At 64.5% G+C, this 16,621-nt stretch carries 22 protein-coding genes; 15 read left to right on the top strand and 7 right to left on the bottom strand.

Going from position 1 to position 16,621, the window contains the following annotated elements; all coding sequences use genetic code 11:
• Positions 1-4: 4 nt before the first annotated feature.
• Together GDH07_RS02110 and GDH07_RS02105 are read left to right on the top strand one after the other, a co-directional pair.
• Positions 5-1,009, top strand: a complete 1,005-nt coding sequence (locus GDH07_RS02110; protein ID WP_022641617.1) for an aspartate carbamoyltransferase catalytic subunit — start codon at positions 5-7, stop codon at positions 1,007-1,009.
• On the top strand, positions 1,006-2,277 hold the full coding sequence (locus GDH07_RS02105; protein WP_343038091.1) for a dihydroorotase: 1,272 nt from the start codon (positions 1,006-1,008) through the stop codon (positions 2,275-2,277). Before GDH07_RS02110 ends, GDH07_RS02105 begins: the two co-directional genes overlap by 4 nt.
• A gap of 103 nt (positions 2,278-2,380) precedes the next feature.
• Here the strand turns inward: GDH07_RS02105 and GDH07_RS02100 are convergent, their stop codons facing one another.
• Positions 2,381-2,800: an NINE protein gene (locus GDH07_RS02100; RefSeq protein ID WP_022641619.1), complete on the bottom strand. Its 420-nt coding sequence runs from the start codon at positions 2,798-2,800 to the stop codon at positions 2,381-2,383.
• A gap of 250 nt (positions 2,801-3,050) precedes the next feature.
• On the opposite strand from GDH07_RS02100, the gene GDH07_RS02095 reads away from it, so the two are divergent.
• Entirely contained in the window at positions 3,051-3,674 is a 624-nt protein-coding gene (locus tag GDH07_RS02095; RefSeq protein WP_031320664.1) for a C40 family peptidase, read from the top strand.
• Between the two features lie 44 nt (positions 3,675-3,718).
• On the opposite strand, the gene GDH07_RS02090 is transcribed toward GDH07_RS02095, so the two are convergent.
• Complete coding sequence (locus GDH07_RS02090; protein ID WP_152896577.1) at positions 3,719-4,753, bottom strand: type IV pilus twitching motility protein PilT; 1,035 nt, start codon at positions 4,751-4,753, stop codon at positions 3,719-3,721.
• Between the two features lie 203 nt (positions 4,754-4,956).
• On the opposite strand from GDH07_RS02090, the gene GDH07_RS02085 reads away from it, so the two are divergent.
• The 11 genes from GDH07_RS02085 to GDH07_RS02035 all read left to right on the top strand — a co-directional run bounded on the left by GDH07_RS02085 (position 4,957) and on the right by GDH07_RS02035 (position 12,448).
• The gene (locus GDH07_RS02085; RefSeq protein WP_053133950.1) at positions 4,957-5,655 is read left to right on the top strand and encodes a YggS family pyridoxal phosphate-dependent enzyme; all 699 of its coding nucleotides are present in this window, start codon (positions 4,957-4,959) and stop codon (positions 5,653-5,655) included.
• A gap of 33 nt (positions 5,656-5,688) precedes the next feature.
• Positions 5,689-6,507, top strand: coding sequence for a pyrroline-5-carboxylate reductase (gene proC / locus GDH07_RS02080; protein ID WP_152896576.1), 819 nt, complete (start codon positions 5,689-5,691; stop codon positions 6,505-6,507).
• 23 nt (positions 6,508-6,530) lie between these two features.
• On the top strand, positions 6,531-7,118 hold the full coding sequence (locus tag GDH07_RS02075) for a YggT family protein (RefSeq protein WP_022641623.1): 588 nt from the start codon (positions 6,531-6,533) through the stop codon (positions 7,116-7,118).
• Positions 7,118-7,411: a DUF167 domain-containing protein gene (locus GDH07_RS02070; protein WP_022641624.1), complete on the top strand. Its 294-nt coding sequence runs from the start codon at positions 7,118-7,120 to the stop codon at positions 7,409-7,411. Before GDH07_RS02075 ends, GDH07_RS02070 begins: the two co-directional genes overlap by 1 nt.
• 105 nt (positions 7,412-7,516) lie before the next feature.
• Complete coding sequence (metX, locus tag GDH07_RS02065; RefSeq protein WP_085594456.1) at positions 7,517-8,656, top strand: homoserine O-succinyltransferase MetX; 1,140 nt, start codon at positions 7,517-7,519, stop codon at positions 8,654-8,656.
• Between the two features lie 7 nt (positions 8,657-8,663).
• Positions 8,664-9,284, top strand: a complete 621-nt coding sequence (metW, locus tag GDH07_RS02060) for a methionine biosynthesis protein MetW (protein WP_022641625.1) — start codon at positions 8,664-8,666, stop codon at positions 9,282-9,284.
• Positions 9,285-9,310: 26 nt separating this feature from the next.
• The gene (locus GDH07_RS02055) at positions 9,311-9,745 is read left to right on the top strand and encodes a DUF4426 domain-containing protein (protein ID WP_031320665.1); all 435 of its coding nucleotides are present in this window, start codon (positions 9,311-9,313) and stop codon (positions 9,743-9,745) included.
• Positions 9,742-10,338: an RdgB/HAM1 family non-canonical purine NTP pyrophosphatase gene (rdgB, locus tag GDH07_RS02050; protein ID WP_178124003.1), complete on the top strand. Its 597-nt coding sequence runs from the start codon at positions 9,742-9,744 to the stop codon at positions 10,336-10,338. Before GDH07_RS02055 ends, rdgB begins: the two co-directional genes overlap by 4 nt.
• On the top strand, positions 10,335-11,537 hold the full coding sequence (gene hemW, locus GDH07_RS02045; RefSeq protein ID WP_152896574.1) for a radical SAM family heme chaperone HemW: 1,203 nt from the start codon (positions 10,335-10,337) through the stop codon (positions 11,535-11,537). The genes rdgB and hemW overlap by 4 nt, the downstream gene beginning before the upstream one ends.
• 9 nt (positions 11,538-11,546) lie before the next feature.
• Complete coding sequence (locus GDH07_RS02040) at positions 11,547-11,870, top strand: DUF3392 domain-containing protein (RefSeq protein WP_022641629.1); 324 nt, start codon at positions 11,547-11,549, stop codon at positions 11,868-11,870.
• Positions 11,871-11,899: 29 nt separating this feature from the next.
• Positions 11,900-12,448, top strand: coding sequence for an RNA 2'-phosphotransferase (locus GDH07_RS02035; RefSeq protein ID WP_152896573.1), 549 nt, complete (start codon positions 11,900-11,902; stop codon positions 12,446-12,448).
• Positions 12,449-12,502: 54 nt separating this feature from the next.
• Here GDH07_RS02035 and trmB read toward each other — a convergent pair whose 3' ends face one another.
• The 4 genes from trmB to GDH07_RS02015 form a co-directional block, all read right to left on the bottom strand.
• Positions 12,503-13,228, bottom strand: a complete 726-nt coding sequence (gene trmB / locus GDH07_RS02030; protein WP_022641631.1) for a tRNA (guanosine(46)-N7)-methyltransferase TrmB — start codon at positions 13,226-13,228, stop codon at positions 12,503-12,505.
• 9 nt (positions 13,229-13,237) lie between these two features.
• Complete coding sequence (locus GDH07_RS02025; RefSeq protein ID WP_022641632.1) at positions 13,238-14,032, bottom strand: thiazole synthase; 795 nt, start codon at positions 14,030-14,032, stop codon at positions 13,238-13,240.
• 168 nt (positions 14,033-14,200) lie between these two features.
• On the bottom strand, positions 14,201-14,401 hold the full coding sequence (thiS, locus tag GDH07_RS02020) for a sulfur carrier protein ThiS (protein ID WP_083456935.1): 201 nt from the start codon (positions 14,399-14,401) through the stop codon (positions 14,201-14,203).
• Positions 14,402-14,473: 72 nt separating this feature from the next.
• Positions 14,474-14,854, bottom strand: coding sequence for a DUF423 domain-containing protein (locus tag GDH07_RS02015; RefSeq protein ID WP_022641634.1), 381 nt, complete (start codon positions 14,852-14,854; stop codon positions 14,474-14,476).
• Between the two features lie 74 nt (positions 14,855-14,928).
• On the opposite strand from GDH07_RS02015, the gene mtgA reads away from it, so the two are divergent.
• Positions 14,929-15,651, top strand: coding sequence for a monofunctional biosynthetic peptidoglycan transglycosylase (gene mtgA, locus GDH07_RS02010; protein ID WP_022641635.1), 723 nt, complete (start codon positions 14,929-14,931; stop codon positions 15,649-15,651).
• A 67-nt stretch (positions 15,652-15,718) separates the two neighbouring features.
• Here mtgA and rpoH read toward each other — a convergent pair whose 3' ends face one another.
• Positions 15,719-16,573 carry an RNA polymerase sigma factor RpoH gene (rpoH, locus tag GDH07_RS02005; RefSeq protein ID WP_031320666.1) on the bottom strand — a complete coding sequence of 285 codons (855 nt, stop codon included), beginning with the start codon at positions 16,571-16,573 and terminating at the stop codon, positions 15,719-15,721.
• Positions 16,574-16,621: the final 48 nt, after the last annotated feature.

Raw genomic sequence — 16,621 nt, 5'->3', positions numbered from 1 at the left:
TGCGATGACGCCTCTAGACGCCAAGCGCCCGCTGCAGCTCAACGATCAGGGCCAGCTGCGCCACTTCCTCTCCCTCGACGGCCTGAACCGCGAGCTGCTGACGGAAATCCTCGACACTGCCGACTCCTTCCTCGAAGTCGGCGCCCGGGCGGTGAAGAAAGTCCCGCTGCTACGCGGCAAGACCGTGTGCAACGTGTTCTTCGAGAACTCCACCCGCACCCGCACCACCTTCGAACTGGCTGCCCAGCGACTGTCGGCGGACGTGATCACCCTGAACGTGTCCACCTCCTCGGCGAGCAAGGGTGAAACCCTGCTCGACACCCTGCGCAATCTCGAGGCCATGGCCGCCGACATGTTCGTGGTGCGCCACGGCGATTCCGGCGCCGCGCACTTCATCGCCGAACACGTGTGCCCGCAGGTGGCGATCATCAACGGCGGCGACGGCCGCCACGCCCACCCGACCCAGGGCATGCTCGACATGCTGACCATCCGCCGGCACAAGGGCGGCTTCGAGAACCTCTCGGTGGCCATCGTCGGCGACATCCTGCACTCGCGGGTCGCTCGTTCGAACATGCTGGCGCTCAAGACCCTGGGCTGCCCGGATATCCGCGTGATCGCGCCCAAGACCTTGCTGCCCATCGGCATCGAGCAGTACGGGGTGAAGGTCTACACCGACATGGCCGAAGGCCTGAAAGACGTCGATGTGGTGATCATGCTGCGCCTGCAACGCGAGCGCATGCAGGGCGGCCTGCTGCCCAGCGAGGGCGAGTTCTACCGCCTGTTCGGCCTGACCACCGCGCGCCTGGCCGGCGCCAAGCCCGACGCCATCGTCATGCACCCGGGCCCGATCAACCGTGGCGTGGAGATCGAGTCGGCGGTGGCCGACGGTCCCCACTCGGTGATCCTCAACCAAGTGACCTACGGCATCGCAGTGCGCATGGCCGTACTGTCCATGGCCATGAGCGGGCAGACCGCCCAGCGACAATTCGAGCAGGAGAACGCCCAGTGAAGCTCAGCATTCTCGGCGCCCGCGTCATCGATCCAAGCAGCGGCCTGGATCAAGTTACCGATCTGCATCTGGAAGCCGGCAAGATCGCCGCCATCGGCGCCGCCCCGGAAGGTTTCAACGCCGTCACCGTGATCGACGGCAAGGGCCTGGTGGCCGCCCCCGGCCTGGTGGACCTGAACGTCGCCCTGCGTGAGCCGGGCTACAGCCGCAAGGGCAGCATCGCCAGCGAAACCCGCGCCGCCGCTGCCGGTGGCGTCACCAGCCTGTGCTGCCCGCCACGCACCAAGCCGGTGCTGGACACCTCGGCGGTGGCCGAGTTGATCCTCGACCGCGCGCGCGAAGCCGGCAACAGCAAGGTGTTCCCGATCGGCGCCCTGAGCAAGGGCCTGGACGGCGAGCAACTGGCCGAGCTGATCGCCCTGCGCGATGCCGGTTGCGTGGCCTTCGGCAACGGCCTGGAGGGCTTTCGCAGCACCCGCACCCTGTGCCGCGCCCTGGAATACGCCGCCACCTTCGACCTGACGGTGATCTTCCATTCCCAGGACCGCGACCTGGCCGAAGGCGGCCTGGCCCATGAAGGCGCCACCGCCAGCTTCCTCGGCCTGCCGGGGATTCCCGAAAGCGCCGAGACCGTGGCCCTGGCCCGGGATCTGCTGCTGGTGGAGCAAAGCGGGGTGCGCGCGCACTTCAGCCAGCTGACCAGCGCCCGCGGCGTGGAACTGATCGCCCAGGCCCAGGCCCGCGGCCTGCCGGTCACCGCCGATGTCGCCCTGTATCAGTTGATCCTGACCGATGAGGCACTGATCGACTTCTCCAGCCTGTATCACGTCCAGCCGCCCCTGCGTTCGCACGCCGACCGCGAGGCCCTGCGCGCCGCAATTAAATCCGGTGTGGTACAAGCCATCGCCAGCCATCACCAGCCCCATGAGCGCGATGCCAAGCTGGCTCCGTTCGGCGCTACCGAACCAGGTATCAGCAGCGTCGAGCTGCTGCTGCCGCTGGCCCTGACCCTGGTGCAGGACGGCCTGCTGGACCTGCCGACCCTGATGGCCCGCCTGAGCGCCGGCCCGGCCGACGCCCTGCGCCTGCCGGCCGGCAAACTGACGGTGGGTGGCCCGGCCGACCTAGTGCTGTTCGACCCGGCCAGCTCCACCGTGGCCGGCGAGCGCTGGCTGTCCCGTGGCGAGAACTGCCCGTTCCTTGGCCACAGCCTGCCGGGCGCAGTGCGCTACACCCTGGTGGATGGCCATATCAGCCATCAGGGCTGATTGATCCTGTAGCCGCTGGCGCAGGCTGCGAACGGCTCCGAAGGGGCCGCCCGCATTGCGCCAGGCGCTACATCAGCCATCACCGCCGGCGCCGATGACGGGATCAACGGCGCTTGGCGTTCTCCAGGGAGACCTGGTCGTTCAGGGTCCAGAAGTCATACAGCACCCCGATGAAGAACAAGCCACCGGTGAACAGGTAGAGCACCCCGCTCAGCCATTTGCCCTGGTACATGCGGTGCACGCCGAACACCCCGAGGAAGGTCAGGAGTATCCAGGCCACGCTGTATTCCAATGGACCGGCGGTAAACCGCAGGTCCGCCTCCCGATCCATGGAAGGAATCAGGAACAGGTCGATCAGCCAGCCGATGCCCAGCAGGCCGAAGGTGAAGAACCAGAGGGTCCCGGTCACCGGCTTGCCGTAATAGAAGCGGTGGGCACCGGTAAAACCGAATATCCAGAGCAGGTAGCCGATCACCTTGCTGTGGGTGTCGTGGGTCGCGGAATCCTGGCGATAGCTGTTCATCAAATGCCTCTTGGCGGGTGATAGATAAATTTTCTCAAAAACTTTGTGACTTTTTTACAGGCGCTCGACGTGTGGTCGATGCTACCTTCTCTTTCGCCAAAGCCTTGTGTTGCCTGACTTCTGACGGTTTTCTGCGTCAAGTTGCCGCCTCTTTGCCGAAGTTGACCCCAAGGTCTAGTCGACAAACGGCCTCGGAAGTGACCTGAAAGCTGTTATAAAGTTGCGCGCTAATCAATAAGAGCCTTGCCTAATGCGTCCATTTATCAAGACATGGCTGACCATTTGCCTATTAATGCCACTGGCCGCCCACGCCACCAACCGTGAGCAACGACTTCCCAACATCAACGGCTACACCCCGAAATCCCATGTTTCGACGGTCTCGGCCAAGCATAAGACCACGAGCCGGCACTCCACCCAACTGGCCAAGGTCGACAGCAAGCTGGTACCCCAGATGGGCGCCAAGCAAAGCAGCAACGTCCTCAGCCGCGCCGTCAACGCCCTGGGCACGCCTTATCGCTGGGGCGGCAGCAGCCCGAGCAAGGGTTTCGACTGCAGCGGCCTGGTGAAATACGCCTTCAATGACGTCGCCGCCGTGGATCTGCCACGCACTTCCAACGCCATGGCCAGCGGCCATGGGCAGAAGGTCGAGCGCAAGGATCTCAAGCCGGGCGACCTGCTGTTCTTCAACATCAAGAGCCGCAAGGTCAACCATGTAGCCATCTACCTGGGCAACGATCGTTTCATCCACGCTCCGCGGCGCGGCAAGTCGGTCACCATCGACACCTTGAAGAAACCCTACTGGGACAATCACTACGTGGTTGCCAAGCGGGTCCTGCCCAAGGAACAGAAGACCCTGCGGGTCGTCCAGCGCTGATCCCGCTTCGCCGCCAGGCCAGCCTGGCGGCGCTTGCCCTCCCCTCACAGGCTCTGGGGCATTCGTGCCTTTTCCCGCGCCTGTTCGCGACTGATCAAGCCCTTTGCCAGCAATGCCTTCAGGCTCATGTCCAGGGTCTGCATGCCCTGGGCCCCGCCAGTCTGGATCGCCGAATACATCTGCGCCACCTTGTCCTCGCGGATCAGGTTACGGATCGCTGCGGTGCCCAGCATGATCTCGTGGGCCGCCACCCTTCCACCCCCGATGCGCTTGAGCAGTACCTGGGCGATCACCGCCTGCAATGACTCGGCCAGCATCGAGCGCACCAGGGCCTTCTCCTCTCCCGGAAACACATCCACCAAGCGATCGATGGTCTTGGCCGCCGACGAGGTGTGCAGGGTGGCGAGCACCAGGTGCCCGGTTTCCGCAGCGGTGAGCGCCAGGCGGATGGTCTCCAGGTCCCGCAGCTCGCCCAGCAGGATCACATCCGGGTCCTCGCGCAGGGCCGCGCGCAAGGCCGTGGCGAAGCTCTGGGTATCGCGGGCCACTTCACGCTGGTGCACCAGGCAACCTTGCGGCGGGTGGATGAATTCGATGGGGTCCTCGATGGTCAGGATGTGCTGGCGGCGGGTCCGGTTCAGGTGGTCGACCATCGCCGCCAGGGTGGTGGACTTGCCGCTGCCGGTGGGACCGGTCACCAGCACCAGCCCCCGGGGCAACTCGCTGATCTGCCGGAATACCGGCCCCAGCCCGAGCTCTTCCAGGCTCTGCACCCGCGCAGGAATCAACCGCAGCACCGCTCCCGCACCACGGGCATGCTGGAACGCATTGACGCGAAACCTGGCCACCCCGGGCAGTTCATGGGCGAAATCCAGGTCCTGCTGGCTGGCGAAGGCCTTGCGCTGCGACTCGCTCATCAGCTCATGGATCAACGCCAGCACCTGGGACGCATCCAGCACCGGCCCATCCAGAGGGCAGATATCGCCATCGATGCGTAGCAACGGCGCCAGCCCAGCGGACAGATGCAGGTCGGAAGCCCCGCGCGAGACGCTCGACAGCAGCAATTCGGTGATGTCCATAGTGCCCCCCAATTCCAGTAGAATGCCGCGAGCTTCAGACCCGTGCGCAGCCAGCAGCCCGGCTGCCTGGTGCCGGACAATGCCCGGCGCGGCCCAGGAGCGTGACTCGGGCCGATCGGCAGGCAGGGACTGGTGGATTCACGCGGCAGGTGGCGGCCCGGTTCGCAGGCGCCCGGCCGCAGATACTTTTGAGACGGAATCGAATGTCCACGATAGCAGACAACATCGCCCAGGTAGCCGAGCGCATCCGCAGCGCCTGCCAGGCCGCACAGCGGGCCCCGGACAGCGTCCAGTTGCTGGCCGTGAGCAAGACCAAGCCCGCCGCCGCGTTGCGCGAGGCCCATGCCGCCGGCTTGCGCGATTTCGGCGAGAACTACCTGCAAGAAGCCCTGGGCAAGCAACAGGAACTGGCCGACCTGCCCTTGAGTTGGCACTTCATCGGCCCCATTCAGTCGAACAAGACTCGCGCCATCGCCGAACACTTTGACTGGGTGCATTCCGTGGACCGCCTGAAAATCGCCCAACGCCTCTCCGAGCAACGCCCGGCCGAACTGCCGCCACTGAACATCTGCCTCCAGGTCAATGTCAGTGGCGAAGCCAGCAAGTCCGGCTGCACGCCCGCCGAGTTGCCGGAGCTGGCCCGCGCCATCGCTGCCTTGCCACGCCTACGCCTGCGCGGGCTGATGGCGATTCCCGAACCCACCGAGGATCCTGCGGCCCAACACGCTGCGTTTGCTGCGGTACAGAACCTGAACAACCACCTGCGGGACAGTCTCGAACTGCCCGTGGACACTCTATCCATGGGCATGAGCCACGATCTCGAAGCGGCCATTGCCCAAGGCGCCACCTGGGTGCGGATCGGTACCGCGCTGTTTGGCGCCCGCGACTACAGCCAGTCCTGAGGGACTGGCCCTGACCCCTGATAAGGACCTGTCATGAATACGACTCGTATCGCTTTTATCGGTGCCGGCAACATGGCGGCCAGTCTCATCGGCGGCCTACGGGCCAAGGGCCTGGACGCCTCGCAGATCCGCGCCAGTGACCCTGGCGCCGAAACCCGGGCCAAGGTGGCCGCCGAACACGGCATCCAGGTTTTTGCCGACAACGCCGAAGCCATTGCCGGGGTCGATGTGATCGTCCTGGCGGTCAAGCCCCAGGCGATGAAGGCGGTGTGCGAGACCCTGCGTCCGAGCCTGCAACCCGGGCAACTTGTGGTCTCCATCGCCGCCGGCATCACCTGCTCGAGCATGGGCGCCTGGCTGGGCGAGCAGCCGATCGTGCGCTGCATGCCCAATACCCCGGCCTTGCTGCGCCAGGGCGTCAGCGGCCTGTATGCCACCGACCGGGTGAGCGCCGAGCAGCGCCACCAGGCCGAAGAACTGCTGTCCGCCGTGGGCACCGCCCTGTGGCTGGAACAGGAGCAGCAACTGGATGCGGTAACCGCGGTCTCCGGTAGCGGCCCCGCGTACTTCTTCCTGCTGATCGAGGCCATGACCGCCGCCGGAGAGAAACTCGGCCTGCCACGGGAAACCGCCGCCCAACTGACCTTGCAGACCGCCCTGGGCGCTGCCCACATGGCGGTTTCCAGCGATGTCGACGCCGCCGAGCTGCGCCGTCGCGTGACCTCGCCGGCCGGCACCACGGAAGCGGCGATCAAGTCGTTCCAGGCCGACGGGTTCGAGGCCCTGGTGGAAAAAGCATTGGGTGCCGCCGCGCACCGTTCGGCGGAAATGGCCGAACAACTCGGCCGCTAATTCGCCCCTACAAAGGAATCGATATGTTCGGACTCAACGACGCTGCCATCCTGGTGATCCAGACCCTGGGCAGCCTGTACCTGCTGGTCGTCCTGCTGCGCTTCATGCTGCAAGCGGTGCGGGCCAACTTCTACAACCCCATCAGCCAGTTCATCGTGCGGGCCACCCAGCCGCTGCTCAAGCCGCTACGCCGGGTGATCCCCAGCATGTTCGGCCTGGACATGTCCTCGCTGGTGCTGGCCCTGGTGGTGCAGATGGTGCTGTTCGCCATCGTCCTGACCCTCTACGGCATCCCCTTCAACGTGCTGGGGCTGCTGATCTGGGCGCCGATCGGCATCTTCGCGCTGTTCCTCAAGATCTGGTTCTTCGCCATGATCATCAGCGTGATCCTGTCCTGGGTCGCGCCTGGCAGCCAGAGCCCCGGCGCCGAGCTGGCCTACCAATTGAGCGAGCCGCTGCTGGCGCCGTTCCGCCGCATCGTGCCGAACCTGGGTGGCCTGGACATCTCGCCGATCCTGGCGTTCCTGGTGATCCAGCTGCTGCAACAGGGGCTGATCCCGCGCCTGGCGTACTACGCCTTCATGCCCCGCGAGCTGTTCGGGCTGATCTGATGAGCTACTTCCGCTGGGACGGCGACGACCTGTTGCTCGATTGCCACCTGCAGCCCAAGGCCAGCAGCGATGAGTTCGCTGGCCTGCATGGCGATCGGCTGAAGATCCGCCTCACCGCCCCGCCCGTCGAAGGCAAGGCCAACGCGCACCTGATGGCGTTCCTGGCCAAGGCCTTCGGCATCCCCAAGAGCCATGTCAGCCTGGTCAGCGGTGAGTTGAACCGGCAGAAGCGGGTGCGCCTGCTAGCGCCGAAGAAACTCCCCGAGCTACCGGGCCTGGCACGTCCGGCCTGATTCGCAGGCCTTCCTTTCCAGCAGCCAAATCCAGGCCCGGGCTTTGCTTGCCGCTGGACACAGCGGTCTTTAGACTTACGCCTCATTTGAATGAGAGCAGGGTCGATGCCAACTGCCTTTCCCGCCGATTCCGTTGGTCTGGTCACACCTCAGGTTGCGCACTTCAACGAGCCCCTGGCCCTGGCCTGCGGCCGCTCGCTACCGGCCTACGACCTGATCTACGAAACCTACGGCCAGCTCAACGCCAGCGCCAGCAACGCGGTGCTGATCTGCCATGCCTTGTCGGGCCACCACCATGCGGCCGGCTACCACAGCCCAGAAGATCGCAAGCCCGGCTGGTGGGACAGCTGCATCGGCCCGGGCAAGCCGATCGACACCAACAAGTTCTTCGTGGTCAGCCTCAACAACCTCGGTGGTTGCAATGGCTCCACCGGCCCCAGCAGCCTCAACCCGGAGACCGGCCGGCCGTTCGGCGCCGATTTCCCGGTACTGACCGTGGAAGACTGGGTGCACAGCCAGGCCCGCCTGGCCGACCGCCTGGGCATCGCCCAGTGGGCCGCGGTGATCGGCGGCAGCCTCGGGGGCATGCAGGCGCTGCAATGGACCATCACCTACCCGGACCGGGTCCGGCATTGCCTGGCCATCGCCTCTGCGCCCAAGCTGTCGGCGCAGAACATCGCCTTCAACGAAGTTGCGCGCCAGGCGATCCTCACCGATCCGGAGTTCCACGGCGGCTCCTTCCAGGAACACCAGGTGGTCCCCAAGCGTGGGCTGATGCTGGCGCGGATGGTGGGGCACATCACCTACCTGTCCGACGACTCCATGGGCGAGAAATTCGGCCGCGGGCTCAAGAGCGAGAAGCTCAACTACGACTTCCACAGCGTGGAATTCCAGGTGGAAAGCTACCTGCGCTACCAGGGCGAGGAGTTCTCCGGGCGTTTCGACGCCAACACCTACCTGCTGATGACCAAGGCCCTGGACTACTTCGACCCGGCAGCCAACTGCGACGACGACCTGGCCAGGACCTTCGCCAACGCCACCGCCAAGTTCTGCGTGATGTCCTTCACCACCGACTGGCGCTTCTCCCCGGCCCGCTCGCGGGAACTGGTGGACGCGCTGATGGCCGCGCGCAAGGACGTCTGCTACCTGGAGATCGACGCACCCCAGGGCCACGACGCCTTCCTGATCCCGATCCCGCGCTACCTGCAGGCATTCGGTCACTACATGAACCGCATCACGCTGTGAGGACACGATGAGAGCCGATCTGGAAATCATCCAGGAATGGATCCCCGCCGGCAGCCGCGTCCTCGACCTGGGCTGTGGTAATGGCGAACTGCTGAGCTGGTTGCAGCAACACAAGCAAGTCACCGGCTACGGCCTGGAGAACGATGCCGACAACATCGCCCAGTGCGTGGCCAAGGGCATCAACGTCATCGAGCAGGACCTGGACAAGGGCCTGGGCAATTTCGCCAGCAACAGTTTCGACGTCGTGGTCATGACCCAGGCCCTGCAAGCCGTGCACTACCCCGACCAGCTGCTGGACGAGATGCTGCGGGTCGGCCGCCAGTGCATCATCACCTTCCCCAACTTCGGCCACTGGCGCTGCCGCTGGTACCTGGCCAGCAAGGGCCGGATGCCTGTGTCGGAATTCATGCCGTACACCTGGTACAACACGCCGAACATCCACTTCTGCACCTTCGAGGACTTCGAGGAACTGTGCCGCGAGCGCCAGGCCCGGGTGATCAATCGCCTTGCGGTCGATCAACAACACCGCCATGGGTGGGCCAGTAAGCTATGGCCTAATCTGTTGGGAGAGATCGGCATCTACCGCCTCAGCAGTCCCGGCCTGCAGGATCACAAGGTCGCGGTTTGACCCACATCGCATCGAGGAGAAAGATCATGGGACGTCTGGTCACTTTTCTATTGTCTGCCTGCCTGAGCCTCTCGGCCCTGGCGGCGGACCCGATCAAGGGCGAGCGCCAGGAAGTGTTCGGCGACATCACCGTGCACTACAACACCTTCAACTCCACCTACTTGCAACCTGACATCGCCAGGGCCGCAGAGCTGGTTCGCAGCAAGAACCAGGGGGTGATCAACGTTTCGCTGATCAAGGATGGCAAGCCATTGGTCGGCCAGGTCAGCGGCACGGTCAAGGACCTGACCAGCAAGAGCATTCCCCTGAAGTTCCGCCAGATCACCGAACAGGGCGCGATCTACTACATCGCCCAGTTCCCGGTGGAACAACAGGAAAACCGCACCTTCACCATCAGCGTGCAAGCTGGTGGCGATACCAACAGCTTCAGCTTCAACCAAGAGCTATTCCCGGGCGAATGATGAACCTCACGCAACTCGTACTGGCCAGCCACAACGCCGGCAAACTCAAAGAACTCCAGGCCATGCTCGGCGCCTCGGTGCAACTGCGCTCGATCGGCGAATTCAGCAGCATCGAGCCCGAGGAAACCGGACTCTCGTTCGTCGAGAACGCCATCCTCAAGGCCCGCAACGCCGCGCGCATCTCCGGTCTGCCGGCCCTGGCGGACGATTCCGGCCTGGCGGTGGACTTCCTCGGCGGTGCCCCGGGCATCTATTCGGCGCGCTACGCCGATGGCCAGGGCGACGCGGCCAACAACGCCAAGCTGCTGGAAGCCCTCAAGGAGGTTCCCGAGGACCAGCGCGGTGCGCAGTTCGTCTGCGTCCTGGCCCTGGTACGCCACGCCGACGACCCGCTGCCGATCCTCTGCGAAGGCCTGTGGCACGGGCGCATCCTCACCGCCGCCAGCGGCGCACACGGCTTCGGCTACGACCCGCTGTTCTGGGTGCCGGAGCGCAATTGCTCCAGCGCCGAACTGGACCCGGTGGAAAAAAACCAGCTCAGCCACCGCGCCCGCGCCATGGCCATCCTGCGGCAACGCCTGGGCCTGCAATGAACCGTGATCCCGCCGCGTCGCCGCTGATCCTTGGCGGCGCGCAAGCGCCCCGGCCGGCCCTGCCCCAATTGCCGCCCCTGGCGCTGTACATCCACATCCCGTGGTGTGTACGCAAATGCCCCTATTGCGACTTCAACTCCCACGCCGCCAGCCCGACGCTGCCGGAAGAGGAGTACGTGGACGCCCTGCTGGCCGACCTCGACCAGGACCTGCCTGCCGCCCATGGCCGGGAACTGAGCTCGATCTTCTTCGGCGGCGGCACCCCGAGCCTGTTCAGCGCCCAGGCCCTGGGCCGGCTGCTTGCCGGGGTACAGCAACGCATCCCGTTCGCCAGCGATATCGAGATCACCCTGGAAGCCAACCCCGGGACCTTCGAGCAGGAGAAGTTCACCGCCTACCGCGCCCTGGGGATCAACCGCCTGTCCATCGGCATCCAGAGCTTCCAGGAGCAGAAGCTCGAAGCCCTGGGTCGTATCCACAGCGGTGCCGAAGCCGTGCGTGCCGCCGACATGGCGCGCCAGGCCGGGTTCGACAACTTCAACCTGGACCTGATGCACGGCCTGCCGGACCAGTCCCTGGAAGATGCCCTGGGCGACCTGCGCCAAGCCATCGCCATGAAGCCGACCCACCTGTCCTGGTACCAGCTGACCCTGGAGCCCAACACGGTGTTCTGGAGCCAGCCGCCGACCCTGCCGGAAGACGACATCCTGTGGGACATCCAGGAAGCCGGCCAGGCATTGCTGGCCGAGCATGGCTACGCCCAGTACGAGGTCTCGGCCTATGCCCAGCCCGACCGTGCGGCGCGACACAACCTGAACTACTGGAGCTTCGGCGACTTCATCGGCATCGGCGCCGGGGCCCACGGCAAGCTCAGTCACCCGGACGGGCGCATCCTGCGCACTTGGAAAACCCGCCTGCCCAAGGACTACCTGAACCCGGCCAAGCCGTTCAAGGCCGGCGAGAAGGCCCTGGACAACGATGAGCTGCCATTCGAGTTCCTGATGAACGCCCTGCGCCTCACCGATGGCGTGGATGCGGCGCTGTTCGCCCAGCGCACCGGCCTGGAGCTGGCCAGCCTCGCCGAAGGCCGGCGCCAGGCCGAACAAAGCGGCTTGTTGCAGGTCGAACCGTCACGCCTGGCGGCCACGCCCCGTGGGCAACTGTTCCTCAACGACCTGCTGCAATACTTTCTGATCTAAGGAAATCACATGGATCTGGTACTCGACCTGCTTGCCACCGTGTCCCGCTGGAGCCGCAGCAACCTCTCGGAAATCTCCCTGGCGCTGGTGGGCTGCCTGCTGGTGCTGTTCGGCGCCGACATCAAGGGTTGGGTCGAGGCGCGCCTGGGCGGCCTCGCCGGCGCCCTGCGGGTACCGTTGATGGCCCTGCTGTGCATGATCGGCAGCGGCCTGGCGCTGATCTATGCCACGCCGTGGATCGTCCGCGGCCTGAGCCAGTTCAACAACTACAGCCTGGCGCCCGTGCTGCTGGTGGTGCTGGTGCTGATCGGCGTGGTCGCCGATCGCCGCTGATGCGGATCCCTGACTGAACAAGGATGCATATGAGCAAGGGCCTCATGGAGACCACCAGCAAGTTCCTCAGCTATGTGCTGCGCCATGAGCCCCAGGCCATCGGCCTGGAGCTGGACAGTGAAGGCTGGGGAGAGATCGACGCGCTGATCGCCGGCGCGGCCAGCGAGGGCCGGCCACTGACTCGGGAACTGATCGAGCAGGTAGTCCGCGACAACGACAAAAAACGCTTCACCCTGTCGGCCGACGGTCAGCGCATTCGCGCCGCCCAGGGCCACTCCAACAAGGCCGTACAGCTGCAACTGGAAGAACGCCAGCCGCCCGCGGTGCTCTATCACGGCACTGCCACGCGCTTCATGGATTCAATCAACCGGAAGGGCCTGATTCCAGGCTCGCGCCATCACGTGCACCTGTCCCAGGACCCTGACACTGCCCGTTCGGTGGGCCAGCGCTACGGCCAGGTGGTGGTGCTGCAGATCGATACCCAGGCCATGCAGGCCCGGGACTGCAAGTTCTACCAGGCGGAGAATGGCGTGTGGCTGACCGACCAGGTGCCGGCCAGCTGCATCACCGAGGTTTAGCGACCGGGCCATTGCAGGGCCCGGCAAGAGCCCCTTGGGAAGAGGGGCGGCAGGTCAGTCGAGCTTCTCGAACTTCAGGTCCCAGACGCCATGGCCCAGGCGTTCGCCGCGACGCTCGAACTTGGTGATCGGACGCTCGGCCGGACGCGGCACGCACTTGCCGTCCTCGGCCAGGTTGCGGTAGCCCGGGGCGACGTTCATCACTTCCAGCATGTACTCGGCATAGGGCTCCCAGTCGGTGGCCATGTGCAGGATACCGCCGACCTTGAGCTTGCTGCGCACCAGCTCGGCGAAGGACGCCTGGACGATACGACGCTTGTGGTGCCGGCTCTTGTGCCAGGGATCGGGGAAGAACAGCATCAGACGATCGAGGCTGTTATCGGCCACACAGCGGTTGAGCACTTCGATGGCGTCGCAGTCGTAGACCCGCAGGTTGGTCAGCCCCTGGGTCAGCACGCCATTGAGCAGCGCGCCGACGCCCGGACGGTGGACCTCCACGCCGATGAAATCCTGCTCCGGGGCTGCCGCGGCCATCTCCAGCAGCGAGTGGCCCATGCCGAAGCCGATTTCCAGGGAGCGCGGCGCCGAACGGCCGAACACCTGGTCGTAATCCACCGGGGCATCGGCCAGGGGCAGCACATACAGCGGGGCGCCCTGATCCAGGCCGCGTTGCTGGCCTTCGGTCATGCGTCCGGCACGCATCACGAAGCTCTTGATACGGCGGTGCTGGCGTTCGTCGCCAGCTTCCGGCTGGATTGGCGTGTCGTTTGATTCAGTCATCAATGGCTCTTACTTGATCAGACCATCCAGCGGCGAGGATGCGCTGGCATAGAGTTTCTTCGGCATGCGACCGGCGAGGTACGCCAGGCGGCCCGCGACAATCGCGTGTTTCATGGCTTCGGCCATCAGTACCGGCTGCTGTGCATGGGCGATGGCCGAGTTCATCAGCACCGCCTCGCAACCCAGCTCCATGGCGATGGTGGCATCGGAAGCGGTGCCGACACCAGCATCCACCAGTACCGGGACCTTGGCTTCTTCGAGGATGATCTGCAGGTTGTAGGGGTTGCAGATTCCCAGCCCGGTACCGATCAGGCCAGCCAGGGGCATGACCGCGATGCAGCCCATTTCCGCCAACTGGCGAGCGATGATCGGGTCGTCGCTGGTGTAGACCATCACGTCGAAACCTTCCTTGACCAGCACTTCGGCGGCCTTGAGGGTTTCCAGCACGTTGGGGAACAGGGTCTTCTGGTCGGCCAGGACTTCCAGCTTCACCAGGTTGTGGCCATCGAGCAGCTCGCGGGCCAGGCGGCAGGTACGCACGGCCTCCACCGCGTCATAGCAACCGGCGGTGTTGGGCAAGATGGTGTAGCGATCCGGCGGCAGGACATCCAGCAGGTTCGGTTCGCCCGGATTCTGGCCGATGTTGGTCCGGCGCACGGCGACGGTCACGATCTCGGCTCCGGAGGCCTCGATGGCCAGGCGGGTTTCTTCCAGGTCGCGGTACTTGCCGGTACCTACCAGCAAACGCGACTGGTACGTCCGACCGGCCAGGACGAAAGGCTTGTCACTACGAACGTTGCTCATCGGAAATCCTCTGTTGGGGTGAGGTTCTTGCAGAATTCTTTGGTAGACCGAACGCTACGGGCAGGTAGCGCACAGGAAAGGCAGAACAGGCGCCAATGCAAGGCCAGCCGACTGGCTGGGCATTGTGGGCGGCTTCAGCGCGGCGCCGCCGGGCGCGGCAGTTGCTGGCTAGCCGCCGCCGATGGCGTGGACCACTTCCACCTGGTCACCCTCGTTGAGGGACGTTTCAGCGTGCTGGCTGCGCGGAACGATATCCATATTGAGCTCTACCGCGATCCGCCGCCCGGTCAGGTCCAGGCGCGTCAGCAGGGCCGCGACGGTCGAGCCATCGGGCAATTCAAAGGATTCACCGTTCAACTGAATGCGCATGCTCGAGGCCGCCATCACTTTTTAGGGGCCAGCATTCTAGCCCGATCATGACCTAAAGGTCAGCTACAAGCGTCAGGCCGCCGCCTGTAGGCGCCAGGCGGCAAGCCCCAGCAGCAACCAGCCGGCAAGGAAGGCTACGCCGCCAAGCGGAGTGATGATGCCCAGCTTGCCGATACCGGTCAGGGTCAGCAGGTACAGGCTGCCGGAAAACAACAGGATGCCCAGGGTGAAGGCCGCTCCCGCCCACGTCACCAGGCGCCCCGGCACCTGGGTGGCCAGCAGCGCCACACCGAACAAGGCCAGGCAGTGCACCAGCTGGTAAGTGACTCCCGTGTGAAAAATGGCCAGGTACTCGGCGCTGAGGCGATTCTTCAGGCCGTGGGCGGCGAAAGCACCCAGGCCCACCCCGGTGAAACCGAAGAAAGCAGCCAGCATCAGGAAGCCACGCAACATGGGGAACTCCAGTCAGATTCCGCGCAAAGGGTCTGTATAATGGCGCGCTCAAACGGTTCGGCCAAGCCATCTCTATGCTGCGTTATCTGTTTCGTCGTCTGGTAAAAGCCTTGAAGTGGTTCGTCGTCGGCAGCATCGCGCTGGTGCTGCTGTTGCGTTTCATACCGCCACCAGGCACGGCCTTGATGGTGGAGCGCAAGATCGAGTCCTGGGTCGACGGCGACCCCATCGACCTGCAGCGCAGTTGGAAACCCTGGGACGAGATCTCCGATAACCTCAAGGTCGCGGTGATCGCCAGCGAAGACCAGAAATTCCCCGAGCACTGGGGTTTCGACTTCGACGCCATCCAGGCAGCCCTGGCCTACAACGAACGCGGCGGCAAGATCCGCGGCGCCAGCACCTTGAGCCAGCAAGTGTCGAAGAATCTGTTCTTGTGGTCCGGCCGCAGTTACTTGCGCAAGGGACTGGAAGCCTGGTTCACCGCCCTGATCGAGGTGCTCTGGCCGAAGCAGCGGATTCTCGAGATCTATCTCAACAGTGCGGAGTGGGATGAAGGCGTGTTCGGCGCCGAAGCCGCCGCACGCCATCACTTCGGCGTCAGCGCCGCCAATCTCAGTCGCCAGCAAGCCAGTCTGCTGGCGGCGGTCCTGCCCAACCCCCGGGTCTGGAGCGCAGCTCGCCCCAGTACCTACGTGCTCCAGCGTGCCGGTTGGATCCGGCGGCAGATGAGCCAACTGGGCGGGGCCGACTACCTCAATCGCCTGGACGAATCACGCCGGGCGCCCTGGGCCGAGTAGAACATCAAGGCACAAACAAAAACGCCCCGATCATCTCGGGGCGTTTGGCTTGTGGCCTGGCTTGCGCTTAGGCGGCAATGGACAGCTTCAGCTTGTTCATTGCGCTCTTTTCCAGCTGGCGGATCCGCTCGGCGGAAACGTTGTACTTCTGCGCCAGGTCATGCAGCGTTGCCTTCTCTTCAGCCAGCCAGCGCTGATAGAGAATGTCGCGGCTACGCTCGTCCAGCACTTGCAACGCTTCATGCAGGTTGCTGGTGGAGTTGTCGCTCCAGTCAGCGTCTTCCAGCTGCAACGCCGGATCGTAGCGGTGATCTTCCAGGTAGTTGGCCGGCGACTGGAAAGCGCTGTCGTCATCGGCTTCGGCAGCCGGATCGAAGGCCATGTCCTGGCCGGTCAGGCGACTTTCCATCTCCCGCACTTCACGCGGCTCCACGCCAAGGCTTTCCGCCACGCGATGGACTTCCTCGTTGTTCAGCCAGGCCAGGCGTTTCTTCTGGCTGCGCAGGTTGAAGAACAGCTTGCGCTGGGCCTTGGTGGTCGCGACCTTGACGATCCGCCAGTTGCGCAGGATGAACTCGTGGATTTCTGCCTTGATCCAGTGCACGGCAAAGGACACCAGGCGCACGCCCATCTCGGGATTGAAGCGCTTCACGGCTTTCATCAGGCCAACGTTGCCTTCCTGGATCAGGTCGGCCTGGGCCAGCCCGTAGCCGGAATAGCTGCGGGCGATATGTACGACAAAACGCAGGTGGGCAAGCACCATCTGCCGAGCTGCCTCAAGATCCTGCTCATAGTAGAGACTCTCGGCCAGTTCACGCTCCTGCTCCGGCGTCAGCAATGGAATGCTGTTCACCGTGTGCACATAGGCCTCCAGGTTTGCGCCTGGAACCAATGCGTAAGCAGGTTGCAAAGAAGTGGTCATACGAAAAAACCTCCGACTCACATAACTCGTGCAGTTCAGCACTGCGAA

Origin of the sequence: Pseudomonas piscis (assembly GCF_009380155.1) — a bacterium.
Lineage (GTDB): Bacteria > Pseudomonadota > Gammaproteobacteria > Pseudomonadales > Pseudomonadaceae > Aquipseudomonas > Aquipseudomonas piscis.
The sequence above is the reverse complement of the archived record's forward strand: the minus strand, read 5'-3'. Positions and strand labels throughout refer to the sequence as shown.

Coding starts and splice junctions, on each gene's coding strand:
- metX (WP_085594456.1), top strand. CDS start 7,517: ATGCCAACTGCCTTTCCCGCCGATTCCGTTGGTCTGGTCACACCTCAG.
- GDH07_RS02070 (WP_022641624.1), top strand. CDS start 7,118: ATGAGCTACTTCCGCTGGGACGGCGACGACCTGTTGCTCGATTGCCAC.
- proC (WP_152896576.1), top strand. CDS start 5,689: ATGAATACGACTCGTATCGCTTTTATCGGTGCCGGCAACATGGCGGCC.
- GDH07_RS02055 (WP_031320665.1), top strand. CDS start 9,311: ATGGGACGTCTGGTCACTTTTCTATTGTCTGCCTGCCTGAGCCTCTCG.
- rpoH (WP_031320666.1), bottom strand. CDS start 16,573: ATGACCACTTCTTTGCAACCTGCTTACGCATTGGTTCCAGGCGCAAAC.
- GDH07_RS02015 (WP_022641634.1), bottom strand. CDS start 14,854: ATGTTGCGTGGCTTCCTGATGCTGGCTGCTTTCTTCGGTTTCACCGGG.
- GDH07_RS02110 (WP_022641617.1), top strand. CDS start 5: ATGACGCCTCTAGACGCCAAGCGCCCGCTGCAGCTCAACGATCAGGGC.
- GDH07_RS02090 (WP_152896577.1), bottom strand. CDS start 4,753: ATGGACATCACCGAATTGCTGCTGTCGAGCGTCTCGCGCGGGGCTTCC.
- GDH07_RS02075 (WP_022641623.1), top strand. CDS start 6,531: ATGTTCGGACTCAACGACGCTGCCATCCTGGTGATCCAGACCCTGGGC.
- GDH07_RS02085 (WP_053133950.1), top strand. CDS start 4,957: ATGTCCACGATAGCAGACAACATCGCCCAGGTAGCCGAGCGCATCCGC.
- mtgA (WP_022641635.1), top strand. CDS start 14,929: ATGCTGCGTTATCTGTTTCGTCGTCTGGTAAAAGCCTTGAAGTGGTTC.
- hemW (WP_152896574.1), top strand. CDS start 10,335: ATGAACCGTGATCCCGCCGCGTCGCCGCTGATCCTTGGCGGCGCGCAA.
- GDH07_RS02035 (WP_152896573.1), top strand. CDS start 11,900: ATGAGCAAGGGCCTCATGGAGACCACCAGCAAGTTCCTCAGCTATGTG.
- GDH07_RS02040 (WP_022641629.1), top strand. CDS start 11,547: ATGGATCTGGTACTCGACCTGCTTGCCACCGTGTCCCGCTGGAGCCGC.
- GDH07_RS02095 (WP_031320664.1), top strand. CDS start 3,051: ATGCGTCCATTTATCAAGACATGGCTGACCATTTGCCTATTAATGCCA.
- GDH07_RS02100 (WP_022641619.1), bottom strand. CDS start 2,800: ATGAACAGCTATCGCCAGGATTCCGCGACCCACGACACCCACAGCAAG.
- thiS (WP_083456935.1), bottom strand. CDS start 14,401: ATGCGCATTCAGTTGAACGGTGAATCCTTTGAATTGCCCGATGGCTCG.
- metW (WP_022641625.1), top strand. CDS start 8,664: ATGAGAGCCGATCTGGAAATCATCCAGGAATGGATCCCCGCCGGCAGC.
- trmB (WP_022641631.1), bottom strand. CDS start 13,228: ATGACTGAATCAAACGACACGCCAATCCAGCCGGAAGCTGGCGACGAA.
- rdgB (WP_178124003.1), top strand. CDS start 9,742: ATGATGAACCTCACGCAACTCGTACTGGCCAGCCACAACGCCGGCAAA.
- GDH07_RS02025 (WP_022641632.1), bottom strand. CDS start 14,032: ATGAGCAACGTTCGTAGTGACAAGCCTTTCGTCCTGGCCGGTCGGACG.